The organism is Pseudomonas lactucae, assembly GCF_016937615.1.
GTDB lineage: Bacteria > Pseudomonadota > Gammaproteobacteria > Pseudomonadales > Pseudomonadaceae > Aquipseudomonas > Aquipseudomonas lactucae.
The window spans coordinates 60,830-74,895 of record NZ_JAFHKI010000054.1; the positions used below are offsets into that span (position 1 = coordinate 60,830).

A 14,066-nucleotide genomic window follows, 5' to 3' on the forward strand; every position below is an offset into this window, starting at 1 on the left:
CTATAAGAGAGATAACAGATGAAAATCACCAAACTGACGACCTTTATCGTCCCGCCGCGCTGGTGCTTCCTCAAGGTCGAAACCGACCAGGGCGTGACCGGTTGGGGCGAGCCCGTGGTCGAAGGCCGTGCTCATACCGTGGCCGCCGCCGTTGAAGAACTGTCCGACTACCTGATCGGTAAAGACCCACGCAACATCGAAGACATCTGGACCGTGCTCTATCGCGGCGGCTTCTACCGGGGCGGCGCCGTGCACATGAGCGCCCTCGCCGGCATCGACCAGGCGCTGTGGGACATCAAGGGCAAGGCCCTTGGCGTCTCCGTCAGCGACCTGCTCGGTGGCCAGGTGCGTGACAAGATCCGCGTGTATTCGTGGATCGGTGGCGACCGCCCGGCCGACACCGCCCGCGCCGCCAAAGAGGCCGTGGCCCGTGGTTTTACCGCCGTGAAAATGAACGGCACCGAAGAACTGCAGTTCGTCGACAGCTTCGAAAAAGTCGACCTGGCCCTGGCCAACGTCGCGGCCGTGCGTGATGCGGTCGGTCCTAACGTCGGCATCGGTGTCGACTTCCATGGTCGAGTGCACAAGCCCATGGCCAAGGTGCTGATGAAGGAGCTGGACCCGTACAAGCTGATGTTTATCGAAGAGCCGGTGCTCAGCGAAAACTACGAAGCGCTCAAGGAGCTGGCGCCGCTGACCAGCACCCCGATTGCCCTGGGCGAGCGTCTGTTCTCGCGTTGGGACTTCAAGCGTGTACTCAGCGAAGGCTACGTCGACATCATCCAGCCGGATGCTTCCCACGCCGGCGGCATCACCGAAACCCGCAAAATCGCCAACATGGCCGAAGCCTACGATGTGGCCCTGGCCCTGCACTGTCCGCTGGGCCCGATTGCCTTGGCCGCTTGCCTGCAACTGGACGCGGTTTGCTACAACGCGTTTATCCAGGAGCAAAGCCTGGGCATTCACTACAACGAGAGCAACGACTTGCTCGACTACGTGCGCGACCCTGGCGTGTTCGACTATGACCAAGGCTTTGTGAAGATCCCCAACGGGCCAGGCCTGGGTATCGAGATCAACGAGGAGTACGTGATCGAGCGCGCCGCCATCGGCCATCGCTGGCGCAACCCGATCTGGCGCCATGCCGATGGCAGCTTTGCCGAGTGGTGATTCCCTCCTGAAGGAACACGGTTAAACATGTGGCAGGGGGCTTGCTCTCTTCCACATTTTGATTCGGTTTCATCAGTAAGTCCGTCCTCAATAAACATAAAAAGAGGCACTTCCCATGCATCCTGAATCCCTCACCGGACAGGCTTCTTTAGTCACGCCTAGCCGAAAGCGCTTTTTCATCATGGTGCTGCTGTTCATCACCGTGGTCATCAACTACCTCGACCGCAGCAACCTGTCGATTGCCGCCCCTGCACTGACCAGCGAGTTGGGTATCGACCCGGTGCACGTCGGCCTGATTTTCTCCGCATTCGGCTGGACCTACGCCGCCATGCAGATCCCCGGCGGCTGGCTGGTCGACCGAGTGCCGCCGCGCATTCTCTACACCGCCGCCCTGCTGCTGTGGTCGATCGCCACCGTGATGCTGGGCTTTGCCGCCAGTTTCATTGCGCTGTTCGTGCTGCGCATGGCCGTCGGTGCGTTGGAGGCGCCGGCCTACCCGATCAACAGCCGCGTGGTCACCACCTGGTTTCCCGAGCGCGAGCGTGCGACGGCGATTGGCTTTTACACCTCGGGGCAATTCGTCGGGCTGGCGTTTCTCACGCCGGTACTGGCCTGGCTGCAGCATGAGTTTGGCTGGCACATGGTGTTTGTCACCACCGGCGGCGTCGGCATCCTGTGGGCGGTGATCTGGTACGCGGTGTACCGCGAGCCAAAGGATTTCAAAGGCGCCAACGAGGCTGAAATCCAGTTGATCCGCGACGGCGGCGGCCTGGTGGACATGCAGGCGCAAACCGCCAAGGCACCGTTCAGTTGGGTCGATCTGGGTATCGTGCTGAGCAAGCGCAAACTCTGGGGCATCTACCTGGGGCAGTTCTGCCTGAATTCCACCTTGTGGTTCTTCCTGACGTGGTTCCCGACCTACCTGGTGAAATATCGCGGCATGGACTTCATCAAGTCCGGCCTGCTGGCCTCGCTGCCGTTTCTGGCCGCATTTGTCGGTGTGCTGTGTTCCGGGATTTTTTCCGACTGGCTGATTCGTCGGGGCGCGTCGGTGGGCTTTGCGCGCAAGTTGCCGATCATTGGCGGGCTGTTGATTTCCACGGCAATCATCGGTGCCAACTATGTGGATTCGACGGCGTGGGTCATCGCATTCCTGGCGGTGGCGTTCTTCGGCAATGGCCTGGCGTCGATTACCTGGTCGCTGGTATCGACCCTGGCACCGGCACGGTTGTTGGGCCTGACGGGGGGCGTGTTTAATTTCATCGGCAACCTGTCCGCGATTGCCACGCCGATCGTGATTGGTTTTCTGGCCAGCGGCGATTCGTTCGCGCCGGCGATTACCTACATCGCGGTGCTGGCGTTGCTGGGGGCGTTGTCCTACATATTGCTGGTGGGCAAAGTCGAGCGGATCAAGCTGGACGAATAAACGACGGCGAGGGAGCACGCTCCCTCGCCACAGCAAGCCTTACTTGCGTGCGTTGCGCACGCCTTCGGCCAGCGCCGCGCAATGGCTCAATACGCCATCAATCGCCTGCTGTTCGCTGCTGGCATTGGCGATGTGATCGATCAGCGCCGACCCCACTACCACACCGTCCGCCAGGCGCGCGATGGCCGCGGCCTGTTCCGGCGTGCGGATGCCGAAACCGATGCTGATCGGCAGGTCGGTGTGGCGACGCAGGCGCGTCACGGCCTCTTCGACGTGTTCCAGGGTGGCGGCACCGGCGCCGGTCACACCCGCTACCGACACGTAGTACACAAAACCGGAGCTGCCATTGAGCACGGTCGGCAGCCGCACATCGTCGGTGGTCGGCGTGGTCAGGCGGATAAAGTCGATGCCGGCGGCCTGGGCCGGGTCGCACAGCTCGCCATTATGCTCGGGCGGCATGTCGACCACGATCAGGCCGTCGACACCGGCATGCTTGGCGTGCTCGATGAACGCAGGTACGCCGTATTTGTGGATGGGGTTGAAGTAGCCCATCAACACCAGCGGGGTGTCGTTGTTGTCTTTGCGGAACTCGCGGACCATCTGCAGGGTTTTCGCCAGGTTCTGCTTGGCCTCCAGCGCGCGGATGTTGGCGAGCTGGATGGCCGGGCCGTCGGCCATCGGGTCGGTGAAGGGCATGCCCAGTTCGATCACGTCGGCGCCGGCGGCCGGCAGACCCTTGAGGATCGCCAGGGAGGCGTCATACCCCGGGTCGCCGGCAGTGACGAAGGTCACCAGGGCGGCGCGGTTTTGTTCTTTGAGCTGGGCAAAGCGCGTTTGCAGGCGGCTCATCAGTGTTTCTCCTGCTTAGACTGTTCCATGTGGTGCATCACGGTTTGCATGTCTTTGTCGCCACGGCCGGACAGGTTGACCACCATCAGGTGATCCTTCGGCAGGGTCGGTGCGCGTTTGAACACTTCGGCCAGGGCGTGGGCGCTTTCCAGTGCAGGAATAATCCCTTCCAGGCGGCAGCATTTATGGAAGGCTTCCAGTGCTTCGTCATCGGTCACCGAGGTGTACTGGACGCGGCCAATATCATGCAACCACGCGTGTTCCGGGCCGATGCCTGGGTAATCGAGGCCTGCGGAAATCGAGTGGGCGTCGATGATCTGACCATCGTCGTCCTGCAGCAGGAAGGTACGGTTGCCGTGCAGCACGCCCGGTACGCCGCCGTTGAGGCTGGCGGCGTGCTTGCCGGTTTCGATACCGTGACCGGCGGCTTCAACGCCGATGATTTCGACGCTGGTGTCATCCAGGAACGGGTGAAACAGGCCCATGGCGTTGGAGCCGCCGCCGATACATGCCACCAGGCTGTCCGGCAGGCGGCCTTCCTGTGCTTGCAGCTGGGTGCGGGTTTCCTTGCCGATCACCGCCTGGAAGTCGCGGACCATCGCCGGGTACGGGTGTGGGCCGGCTACGGTGCCGATCAGGTAGAAGGTGCTGTCGACGTTGGTCACCCAGTCACGCAGGGCTTCGTTCATCGCGTCTTTGAGGGTGCCGGTGCCGGCGACCACCGGAATCACTTCGGCGCCCAACAGCTTCATGCGGAACACGTTGGCCTGTTGGCGCTCGATGTCGGTGGTGCCCATATAGATCACGCATTGCAGGCCAAAGCGCGCCGCGACGGTGGCGGTGGCCACGCCGTGCATGCCGGCGCCGGTCTCGGCGATGATGCGTTTTTTGCCCATGCGCCGCGCCAGCAGGATCTGGCCGATGCAGTTGTTGATCTTGTGCGCGCCGGTGTGGTTCAGCTCTTCACGCTTGAGGTAGATCTTGGCGCCACCACAGAACTCAGTCAGGCGCTCGGCGAAATACAGCGGGCTCGGGCGACCCACGTAGTCGCGCTGGAAGTAGGCCAATTCCTCGTTGAAGGCCGGATCAATCTTGGCCGCTTCGTATTCGCGAGCCAGTTCGAGGATCAACGGCATCAGGGTTTCAGCGACGTAACGGCCGCCGAACGCGCCAAACAGGCCGTTGGCGTCGGGGCCGTTGCGTAGATCGGTCTGGGACTGAGTCATGGGACGCTCCAGGGGAAAAGGGGTGTAGGAAACAATGAGGGCCACTCTACCCCTGACGCGCCAGGCTGAAAACCGATAAGATCGCCGCAACCTGTCAGGAAAACTCACAGATGAGCCGAGACCTTCCGCCCCTTAACGCCCTGCGTGCCTTTGAAGCCACCGCTCGGCTAAACAGCGTCAGCCAGGCCGCCGAACAGCTGCATGTGACCCATGGTGCAGTGAGTCGCCAATTGAAGGTGTTGGAAGAGCACTTGGGGGTCAGCCTTTTTGTCAAGGATGGGCGTGGCCTTAAACTCACAGATGCCGGGGCTCGGCTGCGCGATGCCAGCTTCGAAGCGTTTGAACGTTTAAGAGACGTGTGCGCTGAGCTCACTCAAAGCAGCGCGGATGCACCGTTTGTGCTGGGGTGCTCGGGCAGTTTGCTGGCACGCTGGCTGATCCCGCGCCTGGGCCGCTTGAATGCCGACCTGCCGGACTTGCGCCTGCACCTGTCGGCGGGTGATGGCGATCTCGACCCGCGTCGCCCTGGCCTGGACGCTTTGCTGGTATTCGCCGAGCCGCCATGGCCGGTGGATATGCAAGTGTTTGAACTGGCCAGCGAGCGCATCGGCCCAGTGATGAGCCCGCGTTTCGCCGGTTACGAGCGTTTGCGCCAGGCGCCAGCATCAGCCCTGTGCGGCGAGCCGCTGTTGCACACCACCTCGCGTCCTCAGGCCTGGCCTATTTGGGCGCAACAACACGCCATCGCGCCCGATGCGTTGAAACACGGTCAGGGTTTTGAGCATTTGTATTATTTGCTGGAGGCAGCGGTGGCGGGGTTGGGGGTGGCGATTGCGCCTGAGCCGCTGGTGGCAGAGGATCTGCGTGCGGGTCGCCTGGCGGCGCCGTGGGGGTTCACTGAAACTCCGGCACATCTGGCGCTGTGGCTACCCAAGCGCGCCGCGGACGGACGCGCTCGGCAGTTGGCGCAGTGGCTCAAGGCTGAGCTGATGCGCCAACCGAGTTAGCCGGTCTATCAGTCACCGCGTTTGCACAGCAGGTACGCCGCCAGCAGACCCAGCGCGCCTACCGCGACACCGGCTGTAGTCCATGGGTGCTCTTGTGCGTAGTCACGAGTGGCAACGCCGGTTTCGCGAATTTTGACTTTGCTTTCTTCGTAGGCGTCGCTGATCAGGTGGCGCGAGTGCTTGAGGGCGTTCTCGGCGTTGCTTTTCAGGGCCTTCAGGGTCTTGCGCGACTCATCGGACGCATCGTCCTTGAGGCTCTCAAGGGACTTGAGCAGGCTCGAAATCTCGGCTTCCATGCTTTCCAGCGACGCTTTGCGTAAAGAAGTGTTGGCCATGTGGACATCTCCTGAAAGTGATTGAGTGGCGTGTGTAGATACCGACTGCGCCGGGTTCAGAAAGTGCAGTAAATCTGAACTTTCGGGTAGGAACGGTCGCCAGAGGCAGTATGAACTTTGACTGCTAGGCTTTATTGACGACCCTCAGGAGAAACGCTATGTCTGATCATCACACCTACAAGAAAGTCGAATTGGTCGGTTCCTCGACCACCAGCATCGAAGATGCGATCAACAATGCGATCGCCGAGGCCAACAAGAGCCTCAAGCATCTGGAATGGTTCGAAGTGACCGAAACCCGTGGTCATATTGAAAACGGCAAGGTCGCCCACTACCAGGTCACGCTCAAGGTGGGATTCCGAATTGCCAGTAGTTGATCCGCTGAGTTGAACTTGCTGGCTGGCCGATTGCCATAACCTGCGCTACAACGATGGGGTGCCGACGCGAAAAGCGTCGGCATGTTCTTTTCGATCAGCGCAAGGAAAGTAACGGATGAAAAAGTTTCTGCTAGCGGTAGGTTTGTTGAGCATTGCGGGTACGGCCCTGGCGGCGGGCAAGCCTTGTGAAGAGCTGAAAAGCGAGATTGCAGCGAAAATCGACGCCAAAGGTGCTTCGGGTTATTCGCTGGAAATCGTGGATAAAGGTGCTGCGGCCGACGCAAAAGTGGTCGGTACCTGCGAAGGGGGCACCAAGGAAATCGTCTACAAGCGCGGTTGATTCCGTGTTGCAGACATAAAAAACCGACGCAGGTGCGTCGGTTTTTTTTCGTCTGCGGTTCAGCCCTTCATCAACTGCGCGAGCAGTTCGTAGGAATGAATCCGGTCGGCGTGTTCATACAGGTCGCAGGTAAAGATCAGCTCATCGGCACCGGTCTGTTCGATCAGCACTTCCAATTTGGCACGTATCTTCGCCGGGCTGCCGACCATCGCCAGGCCGAGGAAACTGCCGACCGCGTCCTTTTCATGGGGCAACCACAGGCCATCCATGGTTTTGACCGGTGGACGTTGCACCAGGCTTTGGCCGCGCATCAGCGCGAGGATGCGCTGGTACACCGAAGTGGCCAGGTAGTCGGCGTGTTCATCGGTGTCGGCGGCGACCAGCGGGATGCCGAGCATCACGTAGGGTTTGTCCAGCACGGCCGAAGGCTTGAAGTGATTGCGATACACCCGAATCGCCTCATGCATCAAACGCGGTGCGAAATGGGAGGCGAAGGCGTAGGGCAAACCGCGCTCGCCGGCCAGTTGCGCACTGAACAGACTCGAGCCCAGCAGCCACACCGGTACATGGGTGCCGGTGCCCGGTACGGCTATCACGCGTTGGTCCGGCGTGCGCGGGCCCAGGTAAGCCATCAGCTCGGCGACATCTTCGGGGAAGTCATCGGCACTGCCGGAGCGCTCTCGGCGCAGGGCGCGGGCGGTCATCTGGTCGGAACCGGGTGCGCGACCCAGGCCCAGGTCGATCCGGCCGGGATACAGGCTTTCCAGGGTGCCGAACTGTTCGGCGATCACCAGCGGCGCATGGTTGGGCAGCATCACGCCGCCGGAGCCGACGCGAATCGTGGACGTGCCGCCAGCCAGATAGCCCAGCAATACCGAGGTCGCCGAGCTGGCGATGCCGTCCATGTTGTGGTGCTCGGCTACCCAGAAACGGTGGTAGCCGAACTTTTCCACGTGCTGGGCCAGGTCCAAGGAATTGCGCAGCGATTGCGCCGGACTGCCGTTGGCCCGCACGGGTACCAGGTCGAGGGTCGAGAACTTCACGTCGGACAGCGATTTCATAAGCCTGCTTCTCCAATAGGGGCGCAGGCTTCTTAGACGAACCAAAACCTGCCGCTTCATGTGCATGTTCTATGCAATGAGGGCATATACCCGAGATTCAATAGCGTGCGCGAAATTTCCTACTGATTCACTAGGTTTCTCTTACGAGTGAACTTTGGCACAGCGTCTATCCTCAGAACCCTTACTGACGCAAAACCACCGTTCGAGGAGACCGCTATGAGCATCGTAAAAAAAGCATCCGCGCATTGGGAAGGCGACCTGAAGACTGGCCTGGGTTCCATCTCCACCGAAACCGGCGTACTGCGCGAAGCACCCTACGGCTTCAAGGCGCGTTTTGAAGGCGGCAAGGGCACCAACCCTGAAGAATTGATCGGCGCGGCTCATGCCGGCTGTTTCTCCATGGCGTTCTCCATGATTCTGGGCGACGCGGGGCTTAAGGCTGACAGCATCGACACCCAGGCTGAAGTGACCCTGGACCAGGTGGATGGTGGCTTTGCGATCACCGCCGTGCATTTGATCCTCAAGGCCAAGATCCCGGGCGCAAGCCAGGCGCAGTTCGATGAGCTGAGCAAGAAGGCCAAGGAAGGATGCCCGGTATCCAAGGTGCTGAATGCGACCATTACCCTGGATGGCACGCTGGTTAACTGACACGCCTTAATGTGGGAGGGGCTTGCTCTCGATAGCCCTCTCCCACACGTTGTTCTGCGTTAAATCAGAACTCGTGTTTGCAAACTGTGGTCGAATAGCCTTATGCATCCTAGGCGCACACCCGTGCACATGCATTCAGGGAGCTTCACACATGAAACGTTTTGCCTTGGCGATCATCTGCGCTGTATTGGCCACTTCGGTCGTGGCCGCGCCAAAAGATTGTGAAGAGCTCAGGAAAGAGATTGAAGTGAATATCCAGGCCAAGGCGATTCCGTCCTACACCCTGGAAATCATCACCGCCGAAGAAGCCAAGAACCATGACAGCGCAATGATTGTGGGCTCGTGTGAAAACGGCACCAAACGCATCATTTACCAAAAAAATAACGACTGATCAGAGGCAGTTCACACTGCGTTCTTCGGCCAATAACTGTCGCGCTGAGTCATACAGCCGAATGTTGGGCGTGAAGGCCAGTGAGCGGCCTTCCAGCACATAACGTTGCCCAGCCTTGAAGTGGTCGTATTGCAAGGTCATAAAACACGTGCGGTACAGCATCTGGCTGAGGCCGCCCAGTCCACCGCCGGCGGCACCTCGAAGTCAAAGCGCACCATCAGCTCATGGGGGCCGGGCGGCATTTGGAAGTAGCGCCCGTCGTCCAGGTTCTTTCCGTCAAGCCGCTGCGCCATCACCAGTTTCGCCCCCGGCGTCGGCGTGGTGAAATCGACCCAGGCCTGTTGCGGATCGGCGGGAGGTACCGGGGTCGACGTACAGGCGCCGACGAATACGGCGGCGGCGCAAAGCAAAAACTGACGCATGACGGGCCCTCGGCGATAGGATGGGGGTTTGCGTCAGTATAAACACGAACCTATCACCCAGGAGCAGTCAGGGCATGATCAGGCGTTTTCTTCCAGGGTTGATGGTTGTGCTGCTCAGTGGTTGCTCCAGCGTCGGTTATTACAGCCAATTGGCGGACGGCCAATGGCAACTCTTGCGGGCTCGGGAACCGGTTGCCAAGGTGATTGCCGACCCATCCCGCCCGCGGCAGCTGCGTGACCATCTCACGCAATCCCAGAAAGCGCGAACCTTCGCCAGCGAGCACCTGCACCTGCCCGACAACCAGAGTTACCGGTTGTACGCCGATATTGGCCGACCCTATGTCGTCTGGAACGTCTTCGCCACGCAGGAATTTTCTCTGTCGCCTGAGAACCATTGCTTCCCCATCGCCGGTTGCGTGGCCTATCGCGGCTATTACAGCCAGGGCGCGGCGCGTGGCGAGGCGGCTTTATTGCGCCAGCAAGGCATGGACGTGTCGATAGGTGGCGTGGAGGCTTATTCCACGCTGGGCTGGTTCAACGATCCGATCATGAGCTCGATGATGAACTGGGGCGATGAACGCCTGGCCACATTGATCTTCCATGAGCTGGCGCACCAGCGCTTCTATGTGAAGGACGACACCGAGTTCAACGAGTCATTTGCCACCTTCGTCGAGCAAGAAGGCACTCGCCAGTGGCGCGCCGCTCGTGGTTTGACGCCTCAAGGCGACACGCTGTTGAAACAGCGTGACCAGTTTATCCAGCTGATCCTCGACACTCGCAAGCGCCTGGGAAAACTCTACGCCCAGCCCTTGGCAGCGGGTGTGATGCGCCAGGCCAAGGCTGCGGAATTTGAGCGGTTGCGCAGTGACTATCGCAAATTGCGCGACAGCCAATGGGGTGGCGATAAACGTTATGATGCCTGGATCAACCAGCCGATGAACAACGCGCGGCTATTGCCGTTCGGGCTGTATGACCAGTGGGTGCCGGCGTTTGCGGCGTTGTTCAGGCGGGAAGGCGGGGATTGGATGAAGTTCTATGCCGCGGTTGAGAGGCTGGGCGGATTGCCGGTGGCGCAGCGCAAGGCGGCGTTGAAACAATTGGAAGGTGTTGATTTGTAGGGCCTCATCGGGGGCAAGCCCCCGATGGCGACCTCAAGGCTGCCGCAAAAACGCCTGATGCATCTCAGCCAACGTCTCAAAATGCCAGGTCGGCGCCTCGGCACTCAATTCCTCATAACTGCCAAACCCATACCCCACTGCCGCCGAATCCAGCCCATTGCTACGCGCGCCGATCAGGTCGTGCTTGCGATCACCGATCATCAAGGTGGTGGTGGGGTCCAGGCCTTCTTCGCTCATCAAATGCGCAATCAGCTCGACCTTGTTGGTACGCGTACATCCAGCTCGCTGCCGTAGATCACCTTGAAGTGCCTGGCAAAGTCGAAATGCCGCGCGATCTCGCGGGCAAATTCCCACGGCTTGGAGGTGGCTACATAGAGCTGGCGACCCTGGCCGTTCAATGCTTCCAACAGCGGTATCACGCCATCGAACACGCGGTTTTCGTACAGCCCGGTGACCTTGAAACGTTCGCGGTAGAAGTTCACCGCTTCCCAGGCCTTGGCTTCATCGAAACCGTAAAACTGCATGAAGGCTTGCAGTAACGGCGGGCCGATGAAGTGTTCGAGCCTGGTCAGGTCCGGCTCATCGATGCCGAGTTTGCCGAGGGCGTACTGGATCGAGCGGGTGATGCCCTCGCGCGGGTCGGTGAGCGTGCCATCCAGGTCGAACAGGACGGTTTGGTAATGCAGGCTCATTGGTCGAATCCTTGCGCCAGGTGCAGGTCTTTTAGTTTCACGTAGTTCGCGGCGCTGTAGGTGAAAAAGGCGCGCTCCTTGTCAGTCAATGCGCGGACTTGTTTAACCGGGCTGCCCACGTACAAGAAACCGCTGTCGAGTTTCTTGCCTGGCGGCACCAGGCTGCCGGCACCGATGATCACGTCGTCTTCCACTACGGCGCCATCCATCACAATGCTGCCCATGCCGATCAGGATGCGGTTGCCCACGGTGCAGCCATGCAGCATGACCTTGTGGGCGATGGTCACGTCGTCGCCGATCAGCAGCGGGAAACCGTCAGGATTGAAGGGACCGGCGTGGGTAATGTGCAGCACGCAGCCATCCTGCACACTGGTGCGTGCGCCGATGCGGATGCGGTGCATGTCGCCGCGGATCACGGTCAGTGGCCAGACCGAGCTGTCGGCGCCGATTTCGACGTCGCCGATCACCACCGCCGAAACATCGACAAACGCCCCGTCGCCCAGGGTTGGCGTGTGGTTCTGATAGGTGCGAAGGGTCACGATAGGCTCTCTCTCTTCTGCTGATAGCTGCGGTGGGCGTTGATTGTAATTAAGATGGCCCCATCTTTGTCTTACCTGTTTCTTCAGCCAAGGTGCCAACCGTGAGCGCGAACAACCCTCTTCTGCAGTCCTACGACCTGCCGCCGTTCTCGGCGATCCGTGCCGAGCACGTCCAACCGGCCATCGAACAGATCCTCGCCGACAACCGCGTGGCCATCGAAGGCATCCTGCAAAGCCAGGGTAAAAATCCTACCTGGGCGGGCCTGGTCCTGGCCATGGACGAACTCAATGACCGCCTGGGCGCCGCCTGGAGCCCGGTCAGCCACCTCAACGCCGTGTGTAACAGTGCTGAGCTGCGTGAGGCCTACGAGGCATGTCTGCCAGCGTTGAGCGCCTACTCCACCGAGCTGGGCCAGAACCGCGCGTTGTTCCAGGCTTTCGAAGCCCTGGCCAACAGCCCTGAAGCCGCCGGTTTCGATGTGGCGCAAAAAACTATTCTTGAGCATTCCCTGCGAGACTTCCGCCTGTCGGGTATCGACCTGCCGCCGGTGCAGCAGAAGCGCTACGCCGAAGTGCAGAGCAAACTCTCCGAGCTGGGCAGCAAGTTCTCCAACCAACTGTTGGACGCCACCCAGGCCTGGACCAAACACGTTACCGATGAAGCCACCCTTGCCGGCCTGACTGACTCGGCCAAGGCGCAAATGGCCGCCGCTGCCCGGGCCAAAGGCCTCGACGGCTGGCTGATCACCCTGGAATTCCCCAGCTACTACGCGGTGATGACCTACGCCCAGGACCGCGCCCTGCGTGAGGAAATTTACGCTGCCTATTGCACCCGTGCGTCGGACCAAGGCCCGAATGCCGGTCAGAACGATAACGGCCCGGTGATGGAACAGATCCTCGACCTGCGTCAGGAACTGGCGCAACTGCTTGGTTTCGCCTCCTTCGCCGAGCTGAGCCTGGCTACGAAGATGGCCGAATCCAGCGATCAGGTGCTGAGTTTCCTGCGTGACCTGGCCAAGCGCAGCAAGCCGTTTGCCGCCCAGGACCTGCAACAGCTCAAGGCTTATGCTGCCGAACAAGGCTGTGCCGACCTGCAAAGCTGGGACAGCGGTTTCTACGGCGAAAAACTGCGTGAGCAGCGCTACAGCGTGTCCCAGGAAGCCCTGCGCGCCTATTTCCCGATCGACAAAGTGCTCGGCGGCCTGTTCGCCATCGTGCAGCGTCTGTACGGCATCGAGATCGCCGAGCAGAAAGGCTTCGACACCTGGCACCCGGATGTTCGCCTGTTCGAAATCCAGGAAAACGGCCAGCACGTCGGCCGTTTCTTCTTCGACCTCTACGCCCGGGCCAACAAGCGTGGTGGCGCCTGGATGGACGGCGCCCGTGACCGTCGCCGCACTGTCGACGGCGTGCTGCAGAGCCCGGTGGCCAACCTGGTATGCAACTTCACCCCGGCCGACAGCGGCAAACCCGCGCTGCTGACCCACGATGAAGTCACCACCCTGTTCCACGAATTCGGCCACGGTCTGCATCACCTGCTGACCCGTGTCGAACACGCCGGTGTTTCCGGTATCAACGGCGTGGCCTGGGATGCGGTGGAGTTGCCAAGCCAGTTCATGGAGAACTGGTGCTGGGAGCCGGAAGGCCTGGCGCTGATCTCCGGCCATTATGAAACCGGTGAGCCACTGCCGCAGGACCTGCTGCAAAAAATGCTCGCGGCGAAGAACTTCCAATCCGGCCTGATGATGGTCCGTCAGTTGGAATTCTCGCTGTTCGACTTTGAAATGCACGCCACTCACGGCGATGGTCGCAGCGTGGCGCAGGTGCTTGAGGGTGTGCGTGACGAGGTGTCGGTAATGCGTCCGCCGGCCTACAACCGTTTCCCCAACAGTTTTGCGCACATCTTCGCCGGTGGTTACGCGGCGGGGTACTACAGCTACAAATGGGCTGAGGTGCTGTCGGCGGACGCCTTTTCCAAATTCGAGGAGGACGGCGTGCTCAATGCCGACACTGGCCGTGCATTCCGTGAGGCGATCCTGGCTCGCGGCGGTTCCCAGGCGCCGATGGTGCTGTTCGTCGACTTCCGCGGACGTGAGCCTTCGATTGACGCACTCTTGCGCCACAGCGGCCTGAGTGAGGACGCGGCAGCATGAGCGAAGCGCCTGTGATCACCAAAAAGCAATTTATCGCCGGGGCCGTATGCCCGGCGTGCAGCGAAGCGGACAAGCTGAAGATGTGGACCGAAGACAGCGTGCCGCACCGCGAGTGCGTGGCGTGTGGATATACCGACACGCTGAATGATCAAGGTCTGTCGGTGCCCAAGGAGTTGGGCACGCGGGTCAATACCTCGGCGTTGAAAGCGCCGTCCGACCCCAAGGTTCAGGCGGTGCAATTCTTCCCGAACCCCAAGCTGAAAAAAGACTAACGGCCCTACGCAGGCTAATGTGGGAGGGGGTTTGCTCCCGATAGCG

The 14,066-nt window shown here is 60.6% G+C and carries 15 protein-coding genes and 2 pseudogenes; 10 read left to right on the plus strand and 7 right to left on the minus strand.

Annotated features, from left to right (window positions below; genetic code table 11):
- Window positions 1-18: 18 nt before the first annotated feature.
- Together dgoD and JWR98_RS10970 are read left to right on the plus strand one after the other, a co-directional pair.
- On the plus strand, window positions 19-1,167 hold the full coding sequence (gene dgoD, locus JWR98_RS10965; protein WP_003170741.1) for a galactonate dehydratase: 1,149 nt from the start codon (window positions 19-21) through the stop codon (window positions 1,165-1,167).
- A 115-nt stretch (window positions 1,168-1,282) separates the two neighbouring features.
- Window positions 1,283-2,593 carry an MFS transporter gene (locus tag JWR98_RS10970; RefSeq protein ID WP_003170742.1) on the plus strand — a complete coding sequence of 437 codons (1,311 nt, stop codon included), beginning with the start codon at window positions 1,283-1,285 and terminating at the stop codon, window positions 2,591-2,593.
- A 39-nt stretch (window positions 2,594-2,632) separates the two neighbouring features.
- Here JWR98_RS10970 and trpA read toward each other — a convergent pair whose 3' ends face one another.
- Both trpA and trpB read right to left on the minus strand, forming a co-directional pair.
- Window positions 2,633-3,442, minus strand: coding sequence for a tryptophan synthase subunit alpha (trpA, locus tag JWR98_RS10975; protein WP_205490017.1), 810 nt, complete (start codon window positions 3,440-3,442; stop codon window positions 2,633-2,635).
- On the minus strand, window positions 3,442-4,668 hold the full coding sequence (trpB, locus tag JWR98_RS10980) for a tryptophan synthase subunit beta (RefSeq protein WP_078735353.1): 1,227 nt from the start codon (window positions 4,666-4,668) through the stop codon (window positions 3,442-3,444). Before trpB ends, trpA begins: the two co-directional genes overlap by 1 nt.
- A 110-nt stretch (window positions 4,669-4,778) precedes the next feature.
- Between trpB and JWR98_RS10985 the strand changes: the two genes are divergently transcribed.
- Complete coding sequence (locus JWR98_RS10985) at window positions 4,779-5,675, plus strand: LysR family transcriptional regulator (RefSeq protein ID WP_205490019.1); 897 nt, start codon at window positions 4,779-4,781, stop codon at window positions 5,673-5,675.
- Between the two features lie 8 nt (window positions 5,676-5,683).
- Here JWR98_RS10985 and JWR98_RS10990 read toward each other — a convergent pair whose 3' ends face one another.
- Complete coding sequence (locus JWR98_RS10990) at window positions 5,684-6,010, minus strand: ElaB/YgaM/YqjD family protein (RefSeq protein ID WP_003170746.1); 327 nt, start codon at window positions 6,008-6,010, stop codon at window positions 5,684-5,686.
- 158 nt (window positions 6,011-6,168) lie between these two features.
- On the opposite strand from JWR98_RS10990, the gene JWR98_RS10995 reads away from it, so the two are divergent.
- A complete protein-coding gene (locus tag JWR98_RS10995) occupies window positions 6,169-6,384 on the plus strand; it encodes a dodecin (RefSeq protein ID WP_003170747.1) in 216 nt (71 codons plus the stop codon).
- 115 nt (window positions 6,385-6,499) lie between these two features.
- On the plus strand, window positions 6,500-6,724 hold the full coding sequence (locus JWR98_RS11000) for a DUF1161 domain-containing protein (RefSeq protein WP_078735355.1): 225 nt from the start codon (window positions 6,500-6,502) through the stop codon (window positions 6,722-6,724).
- Window positions 6,725-6,783: 59 nt separating this feature from the next.
- Here the strand turns inward: JWR98_RS11000 and JWR98_RS11005 are convergent, their stop codons facing one another.
- A complete protein-coding gene (locus JWR98_RS11005; RefSeq protein ID WP_078735356.1) occupies window positions 6,784-7,785 on the minus strand; it encodes an LLM class flavin-dependent oxidoreductase in 1,002 nt (333 codons plus the stop codon).
- Window positions 7,786-8,001: 216 nt separating this feature from the next.
- On the opposite strand from JWR98_RS11005, the gene JWR98_RS11010 reads away from it, so the two are divergent.
- Window positions 8,002-8,433: an OsmC family protein gene (locus JWR98_RS11010; RefSeq protein WP_003170750.1), complete on the plus strand. Its 432-nt coding sequence runs from the start codon at window positions 8,002-8,004 to the stop codon at window positions 8,431-8,433.
- 151 nt (window positions 8,434-8,584) lie between these two features.
- Window positions 8,585-8,824, plus strand: a complete 240-nt coding sequence (locus JWR98_RS11015) for a DUF1161 domain-containing protein (protein WP_078735357.1) — start codon at window positions 8,585-8,587, stop codon at window positions 8,822-8,824.
- Here JWR98_RS11015 and JWR98_RS11020 read toward each other — a convergent pair.
- A pseudogene (locus JWR98_RS11020) lies at window positions 8,825-9,246 on the minus strand (PA0061/PA0062 family lipoprotein).
- Between the two features lie 74 nt (window positions 9,247-9,320).
- Between JWR98_RS11020 and JWR98_RS11025 the strand changes: the two are divergent.
- Window positions 9,321-10,364 (plus strand): aminopeptidase, encoded by a 1,044-nt coding sequence (locus tag JWR98_RS11025; protein ID WP_205490021.1) that lies wholly within the window; start codon window positions 9,321-9,323, stop codon window positions 10,362-10,364.
- A 33-nt stretch (window positions 10,365-10,397) separates the two neighbouring features.
- Here JWR98_RS11025 and JWR98_RS11030 read toward each other — a convergent pair.
- Window positions 10,398-11,056, minus strand: a pseudogene (locus JWR98_RS11030) (HAD family hydrolase).
- Window positions 11,053-11,595 carry a gamma carbonic anhydrase family protein gene (locus tag JWR98_RS11035; RefSeq protein ID WP_003170755.1) on the minus strand — a complete coding sequence of 181 codons (543 nt, stop codon included), beginning with the start codon at window positions 11,593-11,595 and terminating at the stop codon, window positions 11,053-11,055. Before JWR98_RS11035 ends, JWR98_RS11030 begins: the two are co-directional and overlap by 4 nt.
- 101 nt (window positions 11,596-11,696) lie before the next feature.
- On the opposite strand from JWR98_RS11035, the gene prlC reads away from it, so the two are divergent.
- Both prlC and JWR98_RS11045 read left to right on the plus strand, forming a co-directional pair.
- The gene (gene prlC / locus JWR98_RS11040; RefSeq protein ID WP_078735361.1) at window positions 11,697-13,748 is read left to right on the plus strand and encodes an oligopeptidase A; all 2,052 of its coding nucleotides are present in this window, start codon (window positions 11,697-11,699) and stop codon (window positions 13,746-13,748) included.
- Window positions 13,745-14,020 carry a YheV family putative zinc ribbon protein gene (locus JWR98_RS11045; RefSeq protein ID WP_078735362.1) on the plus strand — a complete coding sequence of 92 codons (276 nt, stop codon included), beginning with the start codon at window positions 13,745-13,747 and terminating at the stop codon, window positions 14,018-14,020. Before prlC ends, JWR98_RS11045 begins: the two co-directional genes overlap by 4 nt.
- The last annotated feature ends 46 nt before the right edge of the window (window positions 14,021-14,066 follow it).

Excerpts from the sequence above, each read along its gene's own strand:
- JWR98_RS11025 (WP_205490021.1), top strand. The coding sequence starts at position 9,321 with ATGATCAGGCGTTTTCTTCCAGGGTTGATGGTTGTGCTGCTCAGTGGT.
- trpB (WP_078735353.1), bottom strand. The coding sequence starts at position 4,668 with ATGACTCAGTCCCAGACCGATCTACGCAACGGCCCCGACGCCAACGGC.
- JWR98_RS11010 (WP_003170750.1), top strand. The coding sequence starts at position 8,002 with ATGAGCATCGTAAAAAAAGCATCCGCGCATTGGGAAGGCGACCTGAAG.
- JWR98_RS10985 (WP_205490019.1), top strand. The coding sequence starts at position 4,779 with ATGAGCCGAGACCTTCCGCCCCTTAACGCCCTGCGTGCCTTTGAAGCC.
- JWR98_RS10995 (WP_003170747.1), top strand. The coding sequence starts at position 6,169 with ATGTCTGATCATCACACCTACAAGAAAGTCGAATTGGTCGGTTCCTCG.
- JWR98_RS11000 (WP_078735355.1), top strand. The coding sequence starts at position 6,500 with ATGAAAAAGTTTCTGCTAGCGGTAGGTTTGTTGAGCATTGCGGGTACG.
- JWR98_RS10990 (WP_003170746.1), bottom strand. The coding sequence starts at position 6,010 with ATGGCCAACACTTCTTTACGCAAAGCGTCGCTGGAAAGCATGGAAGCC.
- JWR98_RS11045 (WP_078735362.1), top strand. The coding sequence starts at position 13,745 with ATGAGCGAAGCGCCTGTGATCACCAAAAAGCAATTTATCGCCGGGGCC.
- JWR98_RS10970 (WP_003170742.1), top strand. The coding sequence starts at position 1,283 with ATGCATCCTGAATCCCTCACCGGACAGGCTTCTTTAGTCACGCCTAGC.
- JWR98_RS11015 (WP_078735357.1), top strand. The coding sequence starts at position 8,585 with ATGAAACGTTTTGCCTTGGCGATCATCTGCGCTGTATTGGCCACTTCG.
- trpA (WP_205490017.1), bottom strand. The coding sequence starts at position 3,442 with ATGAGCCGCCTGCAAACGCGCTTTGCCCAGCTCAAAGAACAAAACCGC.
- dgoD (WP_003170741.1), top strand. The coding sequence starts at position 19 with ATGAAAATCACCAAACTGACGACCTTTATCGTCCCGCCGCGCTGGTGC.
- JWR98_RS11005 (WP_078735356.1), bottom strand. The coding sequence starts at position 7,785 with ATGAAATCGCTGTCCGACGTGAAGTTCTCGACCCTCGACCTGGTACCC.